This window comes from Virgibacillus pantothenticus (assembly GCF_018075365.1).
In the GTDB taxonomy this organism is placed as follows: Bacteria; Bacillota; Bacilli; order Bacillales; family Amphibacillaceae; genus Virgibacillus; species Virgibacillus pantothenticus.
Genome location: NZ_CP073011.1, coordinates 2,277,414 through 2,295,025, shown reverse-complemented (window position 1 = coordinate 2,295,025; position 17,612 = coordinate 2,277,414). Strand labels below are relative to the sequence as shown.

The 17,612-nt window shown below is 38.3% G+C and carries 15 protein-coding genes and 1 pseudogene; 13 read left to right on the top strand and 3 right to left on the bottom strand.

All coding sequences use genetic code 11. The features are described from left to right. Positions 1–115 precede the first annotated feature (115 nt). From yhfZ to KBP50_RS10780, 9 genes are all read left to right on the top strand, one after another. Positions 116–1,048 carry a GntR family transcriptional regulator YhfZ gene (gene yhfZ / locus KBP50_RS10820; protein ID WP_050352546.1) on the top strand — a complete coding sequence of 311 codons (933 nt, stop codon included), beginning with the start codon at positions 116–118 and terminating at the stop codon, positions 1,046–1,048. 65 nt (positions 1,049–1,113) lie between these two features. Further along, a complete protein-coding gene (locus tag KBP50_RS10815; protein WP_050352547.1) occupies positions 1,114–1,494 on the top strand; it encodes a PRD domain-containing protein in 381 nt (126 codons plus the stop codon). Beyond that, the gene (locus KBP50_RS10810) at positions 1,491–1,850 is read left to right on the top strand and encodes a DUF2620 domain-containing protein (RefSeq protein ID WP_050352548.1); all 360 of its coding nucleotides are present in this window, start codon (positions 1,491–1,493) and stop codon (positions 1,848–1,850) included. The genes KBP50_RS10815 and KBP50_RS10810 overlap by 4 nt, the downstream gene beginning before the upstream one ends. Positions 1,851–1,878: 28 nt before the next feature. Next, entirely contained in the window at positions 1,879–3,174 is a 1,296-nt protein-coding gene (locus tag KBP50_RS10805) for a YhfT family protein (RefSeq protein ID WP_050352549.1), read from the top strand. Between the two features lie 21 nt (positions 3,175–3,195). After that, a complete protein-coding gene (locus KBP50_RS10800; RefSeq protein WP_050352550.1) occupies positions 3,196–4,116 on the top strand; it encodes a phosphotriesterase family protein in 921 nt (306 codons plus the stop codon). Beyond that, the gene (locus KBP50_RS10795; RefSeq protein ID WP_050352551.1) at positions 4,113–5,237 is read left to right on the top strand and encodes an aminotransferase class V-fold PLP-dependent enzyme; all 1,125 of its coding nucleotides are present in this window, start codon (positions 4,113–4,115) and stop codon (positions 5,235–5,237) included. The genes KBP50_RS10800 and KBP50_RS10795 overlap by 4 nt, the downstream gene beginning before the upstream one ends. A 24-nt stretch (positions 5,238–5,261) precedes the next feature. Continuing rightward, positions 5,262–6,422, top strand: coding sequence for an alanine racemase (locus KBP50_RS10790; RefSeq protein ID WP_050352552.1), 1,161 nt, complete (start codon positions 5,262–5,264; stop codon positions 6,420–6,422). Positions 6,423–6,426: 4 nt separating this feature from the next. Next, positions 6,427–7,629 (top strand): phosphopentomutase, encoded by a 1,203-nt coding sequence (locus KBP50_RS10785; RefSeq protein WP_050352553.1) that lies wholly within the window; start codon positions 6,427–6,429, stop codon positions 7,627–7,629. Positions 7,630–7,878: 249 nt separating this feature from the next. Then, a complete protein-coding gene (locus KBP50_RS10780; protein WP_050352554.1) occupies positions 7,879–8,808 on the top strand; it encodes an aldo/keto reductase in 930 nt (309 codons plus the stop codon). A gap of 82 nt (positions 8,809–8,890) precedes the next feature. Here KBP50_RS10780 and KBP50_RS10775 read toward each other — a convergent pair whose 3' ends face one another. Beyond that, entirely contained in the window at positions 8,891–10,141 is a 1,251-nt protein-coding gene (locus KBP50_RS10775; protein WP_050352555.1) for a DNA polymerase IV, read from the bottom strand. A gap of 645 nt (positions 10,142–10,786) precedes the next feature. Between KBP50_RS10775 and dacB the strand changes: the two genes are divergently transcribed. From dacB to KBP50_RS10755, 4 genes and pseudogenes are all read left to right on the top strand, one after another. Further along, positions 10,787–12,139, top strand: coding sequence for a D-alanyl-D-alanine carboxypeptidase/D-alanyl-D-alanine endopeptidase (gene dacB / locus KBP50_RS10770; protein WP_050352556.1), 1,353 nt, complete (start codon positions 10,787–10,789; stop codon positions 12,137–12,139). A 5-nt stretch (positions 12,140–12,144) separates the two neighbouring features. Continuing rightward, a pseudogene (locus KBP50_RS22480) lies at positions 12,145–12,225 on the top strand (hypothetical protein); the annotation flags it as partial. 189 nt (positions 12,226–12,414) lie between these two features. After that, entirely contained in the window at positions 12,415–13,824 is a 1,410-nt protein-coding gene (locus tag KBP50_RS10760; protein WP_050352557.1) for a sodium/glutamate symporter, read from the top strand. Positions 13,825–13,845: 21 nt separating this feature from the next. After that, positions 13,846–15,054, top strand: a complete 1,209-nt coding sequence (locus tag KBP50_RS10755; protein ID WP_076361895.1) for a cation:proton antiporter — start codon at positions 13,846–13,848, stop codon at positions 15,052–15,054. 249 nt (positions 15,055–15,303) lie between these two features. Here KBP50_RS10755 and uraA read toward each other — a convergent pair whose 3' ends face one another. After that, positions 15,304–16,590 carry a uracil permease gene (gene uraA, locus KBP50_RS10750; protein ID WP_050352558.1) on the bottom strand — a complete coding sequence of 429 codons (1,287 nt, stop codon included), beginning with the start codon at positions 16,588–16,590 and terminating at the stop codon, positions 15,304–15,306. 298 nt (positions 16,591–16,888) lie between these two features. Further along, positions 16,889–17,395, bottom strand: a complete 507-nt coding sequence (locus tag KBP50_RS10745; RefSeq protein WP_050352559.1) for an AMP-binding enzyme — start codon at positions 17,393–17,395, stop codon at positions 16,889–16,891. Positions 17,396–17,612: the final 217 nt, after the last annotated feature.

The window sequence follows — 17,612 nt, the reverse complement described above, 5'->3', positions numbered from 1 at the left end:
ATTCCAGTATATTGTTCATAAAACATACTAATATGGATGAATAAGCTATTGATTATTGAATATGAAAACGCTATAATAACAATATACAAAATTTCGTATTTTGAAAGGGATAAGTATGAGCAGGATTTGGGAAAGTTTATTTTCTAAGAACGGATTAGCAGCAAGAGAGATTGCAAAAAAATTATTGTTATTAGATGAAGGGGGACGTATCCCAAAGGTAAGTGACTTGGCTCAAGAGCTTGGGATTGGTAATGGAACGGTCCAAGGGGCTTTAAAGGTATTAGAAAAACTTCATGCTATTAAACTAGACGCACGTGGTCATCTTGGAACTTTTTTAAGAAAAAAAGATACGATTTTACTTAAAGAGATAGCTGGTGTAGGGAAGTTAGTCGGTGCAATGCCGTTACCCTATTCAGCCATGTATGAAGGATTGGCAACGGGAATCATTGAGGTATCTGAGACGATTGTTAACAATATTGATTTAGTTTATATGAGAGGTTCAAAACAGCGCTTAGAGTCTTTAAAGGCGAGAAGATCTGATTTTGTAGTCATGTCACAACTAGCTGCAGAAACAGAGATGGAGCAAGAAGACAACCTTGAAATAATTGTGAATTTTGGAGCGAATACGTATGTTTCTACCCACCAGGTATTCTTTTCCAACAAGCAACATACCAAAATAGAGGATGGGATGCGTATAGGAATAGATTATACGTCAGTTGATCAGTCTCAATTGACATTATTGGAATGTGAAGGGTATACAGTTTCTTTTGTTCCAGTTAATTATATGCAATTGTTTGATATGCTTTTAAATGAACATATAGATGCTGCTGTATGGAATGCCGATGAAAATAGGTCGAAAGAAACTTTTACGACAGGAGAGTTTCAATCTCATAAAGCTTCTGCATTAGCTTTAAAGGCTTCTACAGCTGTTATTTTAGTTGAAAAAGACAGGGAAGATGTTCATTCTGCTATCAAAGAATTAGATAAAGATAGGATACTAGAAATACAACAAAAAGTAATCAATAAAGAGAAATTGCCTCATTATTAACATAGGTAATTCTCTTTATCATCAATATACAAAATACAGTATATTATATATAGGGGGTGCCATCTATGAATATAAATAATCTGCAGGATAGGCTACAAATTTTATTACTAGGAAAGGTCATATCTAAAGATACTTTTTATCTTACTTTGCGTGCTTTCCAACGTTTATTAAAAGAATTACGTATGAAAAATCTTGAACAAGCAGAGATGTTATTTACCCATCTACCTTCAGCATTAGAACGAATGAAGGAAGGAGAAGAATTAGATTTACCAGTAGTTGAAGCGATGGACGAGGTAAAGAAGTCCCCATACTATTTATTAGCAAAGCAACAAGTTAGTTTATTAGAAGAAGAGTGGGGCGGAACTTTACCGCAACAGGAAAAAGTTTTTTTATACATACATTTTATCAATGTCATTTCATTAAATAAGGGAGGAAATAAAGCGTGAAAATCGTAATTGGTGGACAAGTGGAAAAACAAGCAATGGAGGCTTTAATCAAGGAGATTGATAGTTCGATTGAGACAGTAGTGAAATCGGATTTAGATGCAGCAATGGCAATGAAAACACAGCAGGCAGATTACTATTTAGGAGCTTGTCATACTGGAGGAGGTGGTGCACTTGCGATGGCAATCGCCATGATAGGTCGAGAAAAATGTGAAACGGTTTCAATGCCGGGCAGAAAGCCGAATAAACAAGCAGTAGAAGCCGCTGTTCAAAATGGAAAAGTAGCTTTTGGATTTACTGGAGATCATTTGGAAGCAGCGGTCCCTATGATTATTCATGCACTGAAAAATAAAAGTTAACGTTATTCAATAGGGGGGAGTATGTGGAATGGAAATGATATTTGTTATTTTAATTGGGGCTTTAGCAGCAGTATTAGCAAATATGAATATAGCTGTATTTAATGATGGCCTACGTCCTATTGTTTCTGAACATTTAGACGGCCGTTTAAAGCGCAGGGAACTTGGGCTAACAGCATTTGCGATGAGCTTTGGTTTAGTAGTTGGTTTTGGAATACCATTCACCATAACTGCAAGTATTATTTTAATTCATAGTATTTTACTAGGTACAGATATTATCGGTCTAATAACCCCAAAAAATAAATGGGGTACTCCCCTTGCGGCTGTTATTGGGGGATTATATAGCTGGGGACTTTTAATAGGCTTAGAAGGTTTTGTAAAATTGTTTGAACATTTACCGGTAAACTTCCTTGAACCGATGGGAGAAGTAGGTACACCAGTAGTAGTTACATTTATGGCTTTTCCCGCATTAGCTGTTGCACTTCAATTTAGTTTGAAAAAAGGTATTCTTACGTTTCTAGTAGCAGCCTTAATGAGGCAATTAGCTGTATTTTTAAATGAAAGCGGTTTATTTGTTATTGGTGGAAATGTGATAACGCTTAACCAAGAAGGAATGGCATTAATCGCTGGAATGATTTTCTTATTCAGCTTTGCAATGAAGGAGAAGACAAATGAAGATGATGCTACGGTGGATTTAGCATCCATCTTTAGCGACAAAGTAAGCGCAATAAAGAAAAATGTTGTTTTCTTTATGTTAATTGGTGCCCTAATTGCTGGCGCTACTAATCTGCTATTAATGGCTGGTGACCCTATTTCGTTGAATTTATTAGCTGAAGGAAAACAAACAGACGCTGGAATAGCAGCTGCAGCTAGAGCAATTGGGTTTATTCCACTTGTCGCTTCAACAGCAATAGCTACTGGCGTTTATAGTCCAGTTGGTTTTACGTTAATTTTTGTAGCAGGCCTATTTTCTCCGAATGTTTGGATAGCAGTTCTGGCTGGTGCTATTGTTATCTTTTTGGAAGTAATGTTACTAAGTTCTATTGCAAAGTTTCTTGATAAATATCCTGGGGTTAGAAATTCAGGAGAGAATATACGTAGTGCTATGACTAAATTATTAGAAGTTGCACTTTTGATTGGTGGAGCAAACGCTTCAAATATGATTGCTCCTGGATTTGGTTTTTTCTTTATCGCAGGATTTTACTTATTAAATGAAGCAGCTGGGCGACCAATTGTACGGATGGCAGTGGGACCAGTAGGGGCGATTGCTGTAGGTGTTATAGCTAATATTTTAGTTCTACTGGGGGTCATGTCTATCCCTCAATAGCACATAGGAGGTCATACTTCAATGATACAGACAGTAAGAGGGAAAATAAAACCGGAAGAATTCGGAATTTGTGCAGCTCATGAGCATCTATCTATTGATTTATCACGAATTAAAGGTGATCCGGATACCATTTTAGATGATGAGCAAGGAATGATAGATGAATTAACTCATTTTTATAAAGCTGGGGGCTGTTCCTTAATTGAGCTTACGAATGAAGGAATGGGTAGAAACGTTGAGAGATTGGTGCGCTTAAGTGAAAAGACTTCTGTGCATATTGTTACATGTACGGGATTTTATAAAGATCCATTTATACCTGAATTTGCGATGCAATGGGATAGAGAACAGTTCGCAGAGCACTTTGTAAAGGAGAGTCAGGAGGGGGTAGATAATACCAGGGTTCTTCCAGGAGTTATTGGAGAGATAGGTACGAGTGTTCATGAGATAAAACCGATTGAAAAGGAGTTAATCATGGGTGCAGCGATTGCTGCTGTTGAAACTGGACTACCTATTTCAACGCATACATCTCTAGGTACGTTAGGAAGTGAGCAAGTAGATATGCTGATTGGTTACGGAGTAGATACGAATCAAATCATTATTGGGCACCAGGATTTAAATTCGAATAAAGCAGAAGTTCTTGAGGTACTGCAGTCAGGCGTTTATATCGGTTTTGATACGATCGGAAAAAATAATTATCGCCCTGATGAAGAGCGGATTGAATTTTTACTCGATTTTATAGAACGAGGATATCATAGGCAAATATTGTTATCTGCTGATTTAACAAGGAAGTCCCATTGGAAGAAACACGGAGGTCCTGGTTATGATTTAGTGCTCCATAATTTTATTCCTAAATTACGGGCCAGAAGAGTTTCTGATGAAATAATTCAGGATTTGCTAGTAACAAATCCTGCTAGCGCATTCTCAATAAAGGAGCAAAATAGATGATTTATAATCCATCTTCATTAAAATATGCTTCTTCTGTGCTTCCTGTATTAACTGTAGAAGAGGCGAAACAATTACAATTTAAACTTACTAATCACATGAGCAAAGTGTTCACAGGTCAACAGTTTTTATCATTGGGCGATTTGGGTGTAACCCCTAATTGTAAAAGACCTGAACAAACAAAAAGAGTAGAGCAGGTTATCGCTAACTTCTTTCGTGCTGAGAAATCAGCTCTTGTAAGAGGAGCTGGCACAGGAGCAATTCGGACAATATTAAGTACTTTACTTAAAACAGGAGATTCTATGTTTATACATACAGCTCCTGTCTATACAACAACTAAAGATACGATTCGTCTGTTAGGAATTCAGACAAAAGCTGTAGACTATAACGATCTTGATGCAGTTCGAGAAGCAGTAATAGCTGATCTAACAAACAAATTGTTTTATATTCAGCATGCACGTCAGCAGCCGACAGACACTTACAACTTAAAAGAACTTATTCAGAATGTAAAGCGAGTAAGACCAGATATCACGATAGTTGTAGATGATAATTATTGTGCCATGAAAACAGCAGGAATTGGTATTGAATTTGGAGCAGATTACTCTACATTCTCAGGTTTTAAATTACTTGGTCCCGAAGGAATCGGAGTTATAGTTGGTAAAAAAGAAGCTATTACAATATTGCAGGAACGTAATTATTCTGGAGGCGGTCAAGTACAAGGTTATGAAGCGATGGAACTTCTGCGTATGATGACATTTGCTCCAGTCTCACTTGCTATACAAAATGAGCAAGTAGAAGAACTATGTAAGCAATTAAATGAAGGCACTGTTAAAGGGGTAGCGTCTGCGTATATGACAAATGCACAATCGAAGAACGTTATTGTTGAACTGGATTCTCCAATTGCGCTTGAAGTGATCCAGCGAAGCAATGCACTTGGGGCTGCGACACACCCTGTTGGTGCAGAATCAAAATATGAAATTCTTCCAATGATTTATCGCGTTTCCGGAGGCTTCCTTGAAGCCCAGCCATATTTAAAGCAGTATGGATTACGAATTAATCCGATGAAATCTAGTGCAGCTACTGTTGTTCAAATTCTTAATCAAGCCATAGGATCAAATAACTAGCCACTATTAAAGGGGGAGACAGCTATGTTTTTGCAGAGGACAATAGAGAGAAACCCAAAGTTAATTGCAACGAGTGTTATGCTTCATCAAACTGGAGAAATCCCTCCAAATACGTATGTGATCGATGTAGAGGCGCTAATAGGAAATACGAAACTGTTATCTCGTACAGCTAAAGCTCATGGAATGGAATTGTACTTTATGAGTAAGCAGCTAGGAAGGTTACCAAAATTGGCCAAATATATGGTAACGAATGGGATAGATAAGGCAGTAGCCGTCGATTTTGATGAAGGAAAACTGTTGGCAGACCATGGGATTCGGATCGGAAACATCGGGCATTTGGTGCAGCCTGGAAAGCATCAGTGGCAAGAGGTTCTTAGTTGGGAGCCGGAGGTCGTTACTGTTTTTTCATATCTTCGTGCGAAACAAGTATCTGAGGCAGCTCAAAAAATAAATAGAAAACAAGACATTCTATTGAAAATAGTTGGTCCTCATGATTATATTCATGAGGCGCAGGAAGGAGGAATTGAGCTATCTCTACTAAACCGTGAATTGGATTTAATTCTTCGTTTACCAGGAGTTCGTGTTGTTGGAGTAACTACGTTTCCAATCTTGAAATTGGCTGATGATAAAAAACAGATGGTTCCAACGGAAAATTTAACTACTCTTTTAAAAGGCAAACAAATGCTGGAAACAAAAGGTGTAAATGTCTTACAAGTAAATGGACCAGGCGGGACAAGTAGTGAAACAATTCCTTATTTAGTAAAGCAAGGTGTAACTCATGGCGAACCTGGTCATGGATTGACAGGAACGACACCGCTGCATGCGTATCGGTCTTTATCTGAATTACCGGCAATGGTCTATGTCACGGAAGTGTCTCACGAGACAAGAGAACATTATCACGTGATTGCAGGTGGATTTTACGACAGATCTAATATGAAAAGCTGCATTGTCGGTCATGATTCTGTCACCATTTTGCAAAATTATGTAGCTACAAGACCGAACAGCCCTGAAGTTATTGATTATTACGGTGCAATTAAAAAGCCAAAGCAATTCCAAATACAAATAGGAGATACAGCCATTTTTGCATTTCGAACACAAATATTTGTAACAAGAGCACATGTGGCACTAGTAGAAGGAATTCAATCCGGATCACCAAGCCTCGTGCATCTTGAAAGGAAGTGGTGAATAAATGGCAAAATTAACATTGTTTGTCATTGATAGTTTTGGCATTGGGGCAATGGACGATTGTGCAGAGTATAATATTGCTGATTGTTCTGCTAATACGTATAAGCATATCCGAGATGTAAAGCAAGAGGAATTACAAATTCCATTTATGTATAACGCAGGGTTAGGTACGTTAGTGGATGGAATCCAAAGCCCTTCCAACGCTTATGGCTGTGCGAAGCTTGCGCATCATGGTGCAGATACGTATTTAGGACATCAAGAAATAGTAGGAAGTTGTCCCAAAAAATCCAACAAACGTTTAATAAAGGACATTCATGTTGGTTTAAAGCTGGCATTAGAAGCAGCTGGGTATACGGTTACGTACCCAATTGTTGGTTGTCCAGTTTTATTAGTTAATAATGCAGCTGTAGTGGCCGACAATTTAGAATCTGCTTATGGTAACATCATTAATGTGACAGCTGATTTTAAAAAAATGCCGTTTTCTATGGTAAAGCAATTAGGACGAGTAGTTAGACAACATGTGGATACTTCTAGGGTTATAGCATTCGGTGGACCATATACTTCCATAGAGCATATTTTATCTTGTGTAATAGAAAAACAAATGGGTCAATGGGGGGTTGATACACCAAAAGTAAAAGTTTATGGTAAGGGTTATGATGTTTATCATATGGGATATGGTGTAGAAATTGATAAACAATTTCCTATGATTGCTGCTAAGCATGGCTTGAAGGTTTATCGTTTAGGAAAAACAGCCGATGTTTTACATGGAGAAGGCCCTGCTAATCCAATTGTAAACACGTCGAAGTTACTGCAAAGCGTAAGCGAGAACTACTTAGCGGAACAGGGTGAGGCAGCTTTTTTAATTAATATTCAAGAAACAGATTTAGCTGGACATTCTCAAAATGTAGACTGGTATTGCCAATTATTAAATGAAGTTGACCGGTGGCTGTCCAATATTTTCTTACCCCTGATGGCTAAGGAAGATATATTAATCGTTATGGCTGATCATGGAAATGATCCAACAATAGGTCATGCTAATCATACGAGAGAATACGTACCTATTTTAATTTTTGGTGAAAAAGTAAATAGCGTAAATATAGGCCTTCGCGAAACAATGGCTGATGTCGGGACCACTATATGTGATTTTTTTCACTTCCCTTCCACAGCAGAAGGGAAAAGCTTTTTAGCAGACATTTTAAATGAATAGGTAAGAGTTATTGTCCTTTCGTTGGCATTTTAAGAGAATACGTTTTCTTATTAAAGTAAAAACGACTAAATATTCTGTTGTTGGAGCTTATGTAGTAGGATGGATGAGCGATCTTATTGATTGATGTAGGGGATTTTTGGTTATTTATAATGTTTTACAGCGCTATTTTGTGGTACATTACTTTATAGATGAAGAGAAGCAAGTCTAATTCATCAGGGAATTTTATTTTAAAAGGAGATGCTTTTAATCATGCCCAAGGTTACTTTAGGAAAATCAGATATCTCTGTCTATCCAATCGGGTTAGGAACGAACGCCGTCGGTGGTCATAATATTTATCCTAATATGCTCGATGAAGAACAAGGAAAGAATGTCGTTCGTACTGCATTGGAACAAGGAATTAATCTGTTGGACACAGCGTTTATTTATGGGCCGGAGCGTTCCGAAGAATTAACCGGGGAAGTGATGAAAGAATATAAGCGTGAAGATATCGTGCTTGCGACTAAAGGCGCGCATAAATTTGTTGGTGACGAAGTAGTAATAGATAATTCTCCTGCTTTTTTGAAGCAGTCCGTAGAAGATAGTCTTCGTCGCTTACAAACAGACTATATCGATCTATACTATATTCATTTTCCGGATAAAGATACACCAAAAGATGAAGCTGTTGGTGCATTAAAAGAATTAAAGGATGAAGGGAAAATTCGTTCTATTGGTGTGTCGAATTTCACATTGGAACAATTGAAAGAAGCGAATAAGGATGGATATGTTGACGTACTGCAAGCAGAATATAATTTACTAAAGCGTGAAGCAGAAACTAGTTTTTTCCCTTATACGGAAAAAGAAAAAATTACGTTTATTCCTTACTTTCCACTGGAATCAGGATTACTTGCCGGGAAATATGATAAGCATCAAACATTTACGGATTTACGGGCTGAAAACCCGAATTTTCAAGGTGAAAAATTCCACGAAAACCTTGCAAAAGTGGCAAAATTAAAGCCAATAGCTGAGAAATATAACCAGGAAATTGCTCATATTGTTTTAGCTTGGTATTTTACTCGTCCTTCTGTCGATGTTCTTATTCCTGGAGCCAAGCGGCCAGAACAGGTAGTTAGCAACAAACGGGCTGCTGCGATTACTCTTGCAGAAGAAGATGTGCAGCTGATTAGTGATATTTTTGCCTAAGTTTGTATTTGTTCCGTGAAGAGTAAAATCTTCACGGAACAGCTTGTTGTTTGCATATCCTCAAATGGGGAAGGTGCCCCTTCTACGCATAGTGCCCACCGATTTTTTTGCTTCTTTCAATCGTAATACCTGCATCCGTATAGCTACTCGCACGGAGAAGCGAAGTAGCGCCATATTTCGCACGGATGGCATCCATGGTGTAACCAATATCATCTTTTTTGGCACGATCTTCAAATAAGCTCAATTGCGTAGCTTGTTTTCCGTATAAATGAGTTAATGTCACGTACACGCGGCGAATACTGCTGATGCCATCGTAAAAGCGAAAAAATAAATCCATACAAACATGATACATATCCATTGTAACATTGGTCGGAATAGAAACAGATGCAGAACGGGAGAATCCACCACCAGTTTCTTTGGAATAACTGATGCCAAGCTGAATGGTTTTTCCAGCCATATGAGCGGTTCTTGCCCTCCGGCACACTTCCTCACAAAGATCCAGTATACAAACATGGACTTCTTCCTTTGAATAGTCACGCAATAATGAAATACCGTGACCGAAACCTTTTTGCTCCGTTTTGATGAAATTTCCGATTACAGGGCTTAAATCGATTCCCCATGCATGCCAGTATAATTGCTCTCCCATGACGCCAAATCGTTTTCGCAGGCGTTGCAAGTCAAAGCAAGCAAGCTGACCAAGTGTTATAATTCCCATGCGCTGGAGATTTTTTTTCATCCTGCTTCCAACTCCCCAAATCGTTTCTACTGGAAAAGGCCACAGTTTTTGTGGTACATCCTCATAGGTGCATTCGGCAATTCCTTGTTTTTTTGCATGCAGATCCATCACGACTTTGGCGAGAAATTTATTATCACCAATACCAATGGAGCATGTTATCCCAAAGCATTCGAGAATATCGCTTTTTATACGTTCAGCTATTTCTAGACGGCTTCCAAACCTTCTTTTGAGTCCGTTAACAGTAACCCAAACTTCATCTACGGAATATGGATGGATGGCTTCTTTAGGAACGTATTGATAAAGTAATTTGATTATTTCAGTGGATACTTTTAAATAGTCAGCCATATGTGCAGGAACAATATGCAGGTTTGGATCCTTCGGCAGTTCAAAGAAACGACTCACATTGCTAATCCCATATTTTTTCTTTAGCGCAGGAGAAGCAGCAAGTACAATACTACCGGATCTGCTCGGATCTCCTACAACGGCAAGCAATGCTTTCATTGGATCTAAATGCAATTTGACTGCCTCCACACTGGCATAAAAAGAGCGCATATCGATACATAGAACATCATTACGTGGATAGAGGGAATAATCCATCATTCAACCTCCTTATCAAAGAACGTATGTTCTTATTATATGCAGATCGCAATTATTTTACTAGTGCCATTTTCTTCCTGAAGATAGGAAAATGGTTCAAAGGGGGCGAGTTTTTTAAGAGATAAGAAAGTATAAATTTAGGCGCTTGGAGATAACGAAATAACCGAAGCCACGTCCGGCGCATGAGCCCAGCAACGAGGCGACTTTAGAAATGCGCCCTACGATAAGTCATCATCGGTTCGTTACCTCACCGTGATTCCTTTATCTCAGTCGATTCGTTCCATTCGCTACGTTGCTAAACGGGCGCCCTGCGCCTTTGTTCTACTATAAAGTATAAGATTTTTTTTTGGTTTATAGTATAAGAAAAACAAAGGCTTCCGCCATTAGACTTGGCGACAAGCCAAGTTTTTCTAAGTGAGTATGGTACATACCTTCAAAGGCATACAGATTCCTTTCCTTTAGTGAATATGCTACTCCAGCAAATTTAGAGATATTTGCTACTGGCGTTTAGGTTTTCCTATGAAAAAACCGTAAAACTTGTACATAAAAAGGATTATTACTTAACTATATGGAATTAGTTTATAACGATAAGCATGATGCAACTATCCTGAATGGAAGTAAAAAGGTTAAAAGGAGGCATCTTAGATGAAAGAGAGAATAGAAACGTATATAACCAGAGAACCGAGATTACAAGGAGCGTTGATAGGTATTAGCATAAGAGAAGCAAAAACCGGAAAAGTTGTTTACGAACATATGGGCGATATCAGGTTCCATCCGGCTTCCAATATGAAGCTATTAACCGCTGCTGCAGGTTTGAACGTGTTAGGAGAGAGGTATCGCTTCACCACTGAGTTAAATACCGACGGAGTAATTGAAGATGGAACTCTAAAAGGAAATCTGTATATCGTTGGTAAAGGTGACCCGACTTTATTACCAGAAACCTACCATCTATTTGCCCGGCGATTAAACCAACTAGGAATTAAATATATTGCAGGAAACATCATTGGTGACGATACATGGTATGATGCCGTTCGACTGTCGCAGGATATCATTTGGAGTGATGAGACTTACCATTATGCAGCACAAATCGCAGCATTAACAGTTTCACCAGATAAACAATATGACGCGGGTAGTGTCTATGTGAAAATAAGCCCTCGGAAACATGGGGAGCCAGCAAATGTAACCCTATTTCCAAAAACGGATTATGTTACGCTTGTCCATAAAATAAAGACAGGCGAAGAAGAAAATATTGTGATTGAAAGGGAGTATGGAGGAAATAAAATACATTTATCTGGAGAAATATCCGAGAACGGTGGAGAAGTGGAGGAATGGATAGCAGTATGGGAACCAACAGACTATGCGTTACATATTTTTCAAGCTGCACTAAAGCATCAAGGAATCGTATGGGGAGGGACTGTGTATCGAGGACAAGCTCCGCAGCGATTAACATGCTTGTATAAACACCATTCTATTCCGCTAAATAAGCTGATTATTCCGTTTATGAAAAACAGTAACAATACGATTGCAGAAATAATCATCAAAGAAATGGGAAAGCTCGTATATGGAGAAGGAAGCTGGGAAAACGGTTTACGAGTGTTAGAAAGGGAAATGGACGGGATGGGGATGGAGCTTGAAACAATGGTTATTCGTGATGGTTCAGGTATATCGCATATAAATGGCATCCCTGCTAACCAACTAACGAAGCTGCTATATACGATTCAAGCAGCTAATTGGTTTGATATATATGTACATGCGCTACCGGTTGCAGGAGCTCATGAACCATGGATTGGTGGTACATTGCAGGAACGTATGTCTCACCTTAACATAAGGGCTAAAACAGGGACAATTCACGGTGTAAGCACATTAGCAGGGTATATGCGAAAAAGAAATGGAAAACAGTTGATTTTTTCCATTTTAATAGACCATCTACTCGATGAAGAGGAAGGAAAAGAAATTGAAGACTATATTTTGAATATTATAGCAGGTGAAGATGTGTGAATTTAGCAGTTGGTGATTATAAGCCAAAGTATATGAATAGCCCGGAAAGTGAATTGTTCCACAAAGGAAAATTACTTTATAATTTTGATCTGGTTAAATGATATATTCGTAAATAAAACGAGGCAGTTTTATTAGAAGGGCAAATGGATACGCGTGTATCAAAGTAAAGTTCCAATGGAAGTAGACATATGTCCGTTTTATTTGGCAACACGTTTTGAAAACCATTGTCACGGGAAAAGCAATAGCAATAAAAAGTAAAAAAAGGGGTTTTCAAAATGACAGCAAACCAAGTTGGATTTGCCTTTTTGTATGTAGCGGCTTTTTTGCTATTAGGAAAATGGGTACGAATCCGTGTTTCATGGTTGCAAAATTTATTTTTACCATCTTCTATTATTGGAGGCTTTTTAGCTTTAATCCTTGGTCCGCAAGTTCTTGGAAAGCTAGTAAGCATGTTTGTTTCAGAAGATTCGTTTTGGGTGAACGGAATTTTTCCAGAATCAGTGACTACTGTATGGAGTGATTTACCAGGGTTATTAATAAATGTTGTATTTGCTTCGTTATTTCTTGGAGCGTCCATCCCTGGACTACGAAAAATCTGGAACTATGGTGGCCCGCAATTAGCTTTTGGCTGGACCATTGGCTGGGGGCAGTATGTCATTGGTATTTTGTTAGCCATCCTTGTGTTAAGCCCTGTGTTTGGCTTACCGCCGTTAACTGGTGCGCTAATTGAAGTGGCGTTTGAAGGCGGACACGGGACTGCAGCTGGCTTAGCCGGAACGTTTGAAGAAATAGGATTTGCAGAAGGTTATGATTTGTCTGTAGGTCTAGCTACAATAGGAATATTGTCAGGAGTAATTGTAGGAATTATTTTAATTAATTGGGCGGTTAGAAAAGGAAAAACCAATGTGATTAAAGATGTACAAGGCTTTTCTGATTTACGAAAGCAAGGAATTATGGAATTTGAAAATCGAGATCCTGCAGCCAAAATGACGGTACGACCAGAATCAATTGAACCGCTGTCTTTACATTTTGCATTGGTTGGCTTATCTGTGCTAGTCGGGTATTTACTTTTACAAGCGTTAATATGGTTGGAATCTATCATCATCGGTCCATTTACAGATACAACATTTATGACCTATATTCCATTATTTCCATTAGCTATGATTGGCGGGATTTTGGTTCAACTATTTTTCAATAAAGTGGACAATGCACAAATTGTAGATCGGAATATGATTAATCGTATTCAAGGCTTTGCATTGGATATACTTATTTTAACAGCTATTGGAACAGTATCGATTGATGTCATTAGTGATTATATTGTTCCGTTTCTTTTATTAGCAACAGCCGGTATTTTATGGAATGTTTTTGGTCTTTTAGTGTTAGCACCAAAAATTATTCCTTCATACTGGTTTGAACGAGGGATTGGAGATTTTGGGCAGTCTATGGGGATCACTGCAACTGGTCTATTATTAATGCGAATTGTGGATCCTAGAAGTGAAACACCAGCATTTGAAGGGTTTGGGTATAAGCAGCTTGTGTATGAGCCATTCCTTGGGGGCGGACTGGTAACAGCTCTTTCCATACCACTTATTTATCAGTTTGGTGCGATACCATTTTTAATTTTTGCTATTATCATGAGCCTCATCGGTGCTTTAGTTGGCTTGCTATATTTTGGCAAAAGATAAGCATGTAAGGGAGCGAGTGTATTGACGGAATACCATCTTCTGCTATTGTTGATTATTGGCTATCTTGTTTTTTCAATGGATAAAAAACAAAACTATTTTCCTGTTCCTGTTGTACTTGTTTTACTAGGAGTTGTTTTGTCAGTAATTCCTTTTTTTCAAGGGGTTATCATAACGAAAGAAATGCTGTTCACATTCTTTCTCCCTGCTTTATTGTTTATTTCCGCTTATCAATTTTCCATGCAAGCTTGGCAAAAAAATAAGTTGATTATCAGCAGCTTAAGTTCTATTGGTTTGTTTTTGCAGGTTATTATACTTGGTTTATTCATTTATATTATCGGAAATGGATTTCTCTCCATCTCTTTTATAGCTGCATTATTAATAGCATCGCTATTAACGCCAACCGATCCTGTTTCTGTTGTAAATATATTAAAACAAGCTTCTAGTGATAAGGAGGATGTAGCTGATATAGTAGAAGGTGAATCTATGTTAAATGATGGCACAAGCATTGTTGTGTTTACCGTTTTATTACAGATGTATGGACAGCAAGCGAGTGTCCATTGGCTAGATTTTACGCAAGAATTTATTCTCGTTTCGTTTGGCGGAGTAGTGGTTGGCATTGCTTTTGGTTGGCTCATGAGCAAAGCTGTCCATTTTACCCATCATCGCCAATATCAAGTTATGCTTAGTATCATTGTAGCTTATGGAAGTTTTTATTTAGGGGAAGCATTGCATGTCTCCGGGGTGTTGGCAACCGTCACGGCAGGGATGATGCTTTCTTATGAATTTGGGAAAAATATAAAAGAGGCGCATTTTCGTGAATCACTTGATGGTTTTTGGGGAATTGTTGAACCAACTTTATTATCCATAATCTTTTTACTAATTGGCATTCAGGCAACAGAATATCTCCAGTTTTCTGAATGGACGCTTGCATTTTTTGTCTTTGTATGTACGCTGTTAGTAAGGTTTATGGTTATAACGGGAATGACGCAGCTACACCCTGCATGGAGAAAAATGATTACGGTTAAAGATAGTGGAGTGATTGCATGGGCAGGGATTAAAGGAACGATGTCTGTTGCTTTAGTGCTTGGTTTGGAAGCAACATTGGGAGCAGACCATTTTATTGTCTCATTAACTTTTGTGGTAATTATATTATCCTTTGTTGTCCAAAGCATCGGTGTCTATCCAATCATGAAGAAATTAAATAGCAAGGGAATGTCTTCCAGCTCATAAAATAACTTTGCGTTATAAAAAACTCCCCCCTGTTTTAATTTAATAGAGGGGGGATAGGTTTTATCTCGTATATAAGGTGCTGTAAAAACTCCCACTTTAAGAGTTGGATAATCTGATGGGAGATAACAGCAACGGCCTTTAGGTCATACCGTTACGGTACTAACAAGCAGTAGGGGTTGAATGAACATCCCCACTGATTGAAGATTCACTTTATCTCGAATGGAATTCACTTTATCGTATCATATTTGACTAGCTTTCATTTGATACTTTGAAAATATCCAATACTTTAAAGAAGATGCTCAGTAAAATAGCGACAATCGTAGCTAGTCCCATGCCTGATAATGCTACAGAACCGATTTCAACAGTCGTACCACTAACACCAATTACAAGCACAACGCTGGATAGAATCAGATTTTGTGAACGATTATAATCGACATTTGCTTCTACTAACATGCGTAATCCACTTGCTGCGATGATCCCAAATAGAAGTAAGGATATACCTCCCATAACAGCTGTAGGAATAGAAGAGATTAGTGCTGCAAGCTTGCCGACAAACGATAATATAATTGCGATTACTGCAGCCATACCGATTATCCATGTGGAATATACTCTTGTAATAGCTAAGACACCAATATTTTCGCCGTATGTTGTATTTGGTGTTGAACCAAAAAAGCTGGAAATAATCGTAGAAATTCCATTCCCAGCTAGGGAACGGTCAAGCCCTGGATTTTTGGTCAAGTCTTTTTTTACGATGTTTCCTGTTACGAAAAGGTGACCAATATGTTCAGGAACAAGAACGATGGCAGCTGGTAAGATAGTTAAAATAGCCCCCCAATCGAATTTCATTTGATAAAATTCTGGCACGGAAAGCCAGCTTGCTTCACGTACAGCTGTAAAATCGACGAGTCCGAAAAAATAGGCAATGATATAGCCTGCTATAATACCAATTAATATAGGGATGATTTTTAAGAACCCACGTAGTGTCACCCAGCAAATGATCGTTATTAATAAGGTAAGCAATGCTACGATCGCTGTATCTGTATTAATCGTCCATGTGTCATCTGCACCAGCTGGAGCAATCCAGCCAGCCATTTCTGCAGCAGTAGGGACAAGTTCTAATCCAATAACGGAAACAATTGCGCCCATAGCTGCTGGTGGAAATATCACATCAATCCAGTTTGTTCCAGCAAGTTTAACTACAAAAGCAACGAGGCAAAGAATAACCCCCACTGCTAAAAATCCACCTAAAACATAGCCATAACCTTCTCCACCAGCATAATCTGCCAAAACTGCGGAAACAGGGGAGATAAATGCGAAACTAGAGCCTAAATAGGCGGGGATTTTTCCTTTTGTAATAAACAAATAAATTAACGTACCGAGCCCATTCATCATCAAGATCGTTGCCGGATTCACTCCAAACAATATCGGGACAAGCACTGTTGAGCCAAACATGGCGAATAAATGTTGAATACTAAGTGGTAAGCTCGTTAATAAAGGCAAACGCTCATCTACTTGAATTTCTTTATGTTGTGTCAAGACGTATTCCTCCTATTTGCTTAACGGTTACCGCGCTGCATAAGAAAAAAGCACCCTGCCGTGTTTGTGCAGGGTGCTTCCATAAAAGAAAAAGTTGCCTACTTATTCCTTTTATAACAGAATCTTATCTGTTTCACCTTGGCAGCCTCACGGGACTGAATTAAAGGTAACCGTATCAATTTATCTTTTGTATTATCCCAATTTAAATGGAATTTGTCAATAGTATAGAGCCATTTTGTAGTCGGCTTCTATTTTTTCATAAGGGAGTGCTAATAGGATAAAATATTTTAATGATGTGTTAGAGTCTGTTTCTTAATTCTACTTTTAATATTTTTCCGCTCGATGTTTTCGGCAAATCATCTACAATTGAAATTCTGGATGGATAGGTAGAATCTTCTGAATGTTGTTCACAAAATGAAATAAGTGCTTCTTCGGAGATTGCAGCTTTTTTTTCCTTAAGGACAATAAAAGCGTGCGCAATTTCTCCCTTTTCTTTATGCGGCACAGGGATTACTGCGGCTTCTTGTATAGATGGATGCTGCAATAAAATTTGTTCCAAATAAGCTGTAGAAATTGCACCAGTTGCCTGCGGAATATCTTTTCGAGCTTCTTGTACATGAATACGACCATGTTCATCTACGGTTCCTTTATCTCCCGTGAAAATCCAACCATCCCCCAGCGTTTGCTGGTGTTCCGCATGCTGTAATGCACCATTCCCCTTTACAATAATATCGCCAATTTCCATGCCGTTTGGTGTTACATCTTCCCCTTTATGATTAATGACACGGACTTCTGTTTGTTGCATTAAAACATCCCACCTTGTTCCGTTTTTTCTTTATATACGTTATTATGAAATTATAACATAAATTATTGAAAGCGTTTAAAAATACGTTTAACTGGAGGGAAAAGTTGGATATTGATAAAAAAGGAGGGGCCTAAGAGGATAAGACTATAGCGCTCTGCTTCATATAATTTAACGTTTTGGTTGTAACATACAACAACCGATTAGGGCGAATCATTGT

Excerpts from the sequence above, each read along its gene's own strand:
- yhfZ (WP_050352546.1), top strand. The coding sequence starts at position 116 with ATGAGCAGGATTTGGGAAAGTTTATTTTCTAAGAACGGATTAGCAGCA.
- KBP50_RS10815 (WP_050352547.1), top strand. The coding sequence starts at position 1,114 with ATGAATATAAATAATCTGCAGGATAGGCTACAAATTTTATTACTAGGA.
- KBP50_RS10805 (WP_050352549.1), top strand. The coding sequence starts at position 1,879 with ATGGAAATGATATTTGTTATTTTAATTGGGGCTTTAGCAGCAGTATTA.
- KBP50_RS10800 (WP_050352550.1), top strand. The coding sequence starts at position 3,196 with ATGATACAGACAGTAAGAGGGAAAATAAAACCGGAAGAATTCGGAATT.
- KBP50_RS10795 (WP_050352551.1), top strand. The coding sequence starts at position 4,113 with ATGATTTATAATCCATCTTCATTAAAATATGCTTCTTCTGTGCTTCCT.
- KBP50_RS10790 (WP_050352552.1), top strand. The coding sequence starts at position 5,262 with ATGTTTTTGCAGAGGACAATAGAGAGAAACCCAAAGTTAATTGCAACG.
- KBP50_RS10785 (WP_050352553.1), top strand. The coding sequence starts at position 6,427 with ATGGCAAAATTAACATTGTTTGTCATTGATAGTTTTGGCATTGGGGCA.
- KBP50_RS10780 (WP_050352554.1), top strand. The coding sequence starts at position 7,879 with ATGCCCAAGGTTACTTTAGGAAAATCAGATATCTCTGTCTATCCAATC.
- KBP50_RS10775 (WP_050352555.1), bottom strand. The coding sequence starts at position 10,141 with ATGGATTATTCCCTCTATCCACGTAATGATGTTCTATGTATCGATATG.
- dacB (WP_050352556.1), top strand. The coding sequence starts at position 10,787 with ATGAAAGAGAGAATAGAAACGTATATAACCAGAGAACCGAGATTACAA.
- KBP50_RS10760 (WP_050352557.1), top strand. The coding sequence starts at position 12,415 with ATGACAGCAAACCAAGTTGGATTTGCCTTTTTGTATGTAGCGGCTTTT.
- KBP50_RS10745 (WP_050352559.1), bottom strand. The coding sequence starts at position 17,395 with ATGCAACAAACAGAAGTCCGTGTCATTAATCATAAAGGGGAAGATGTA.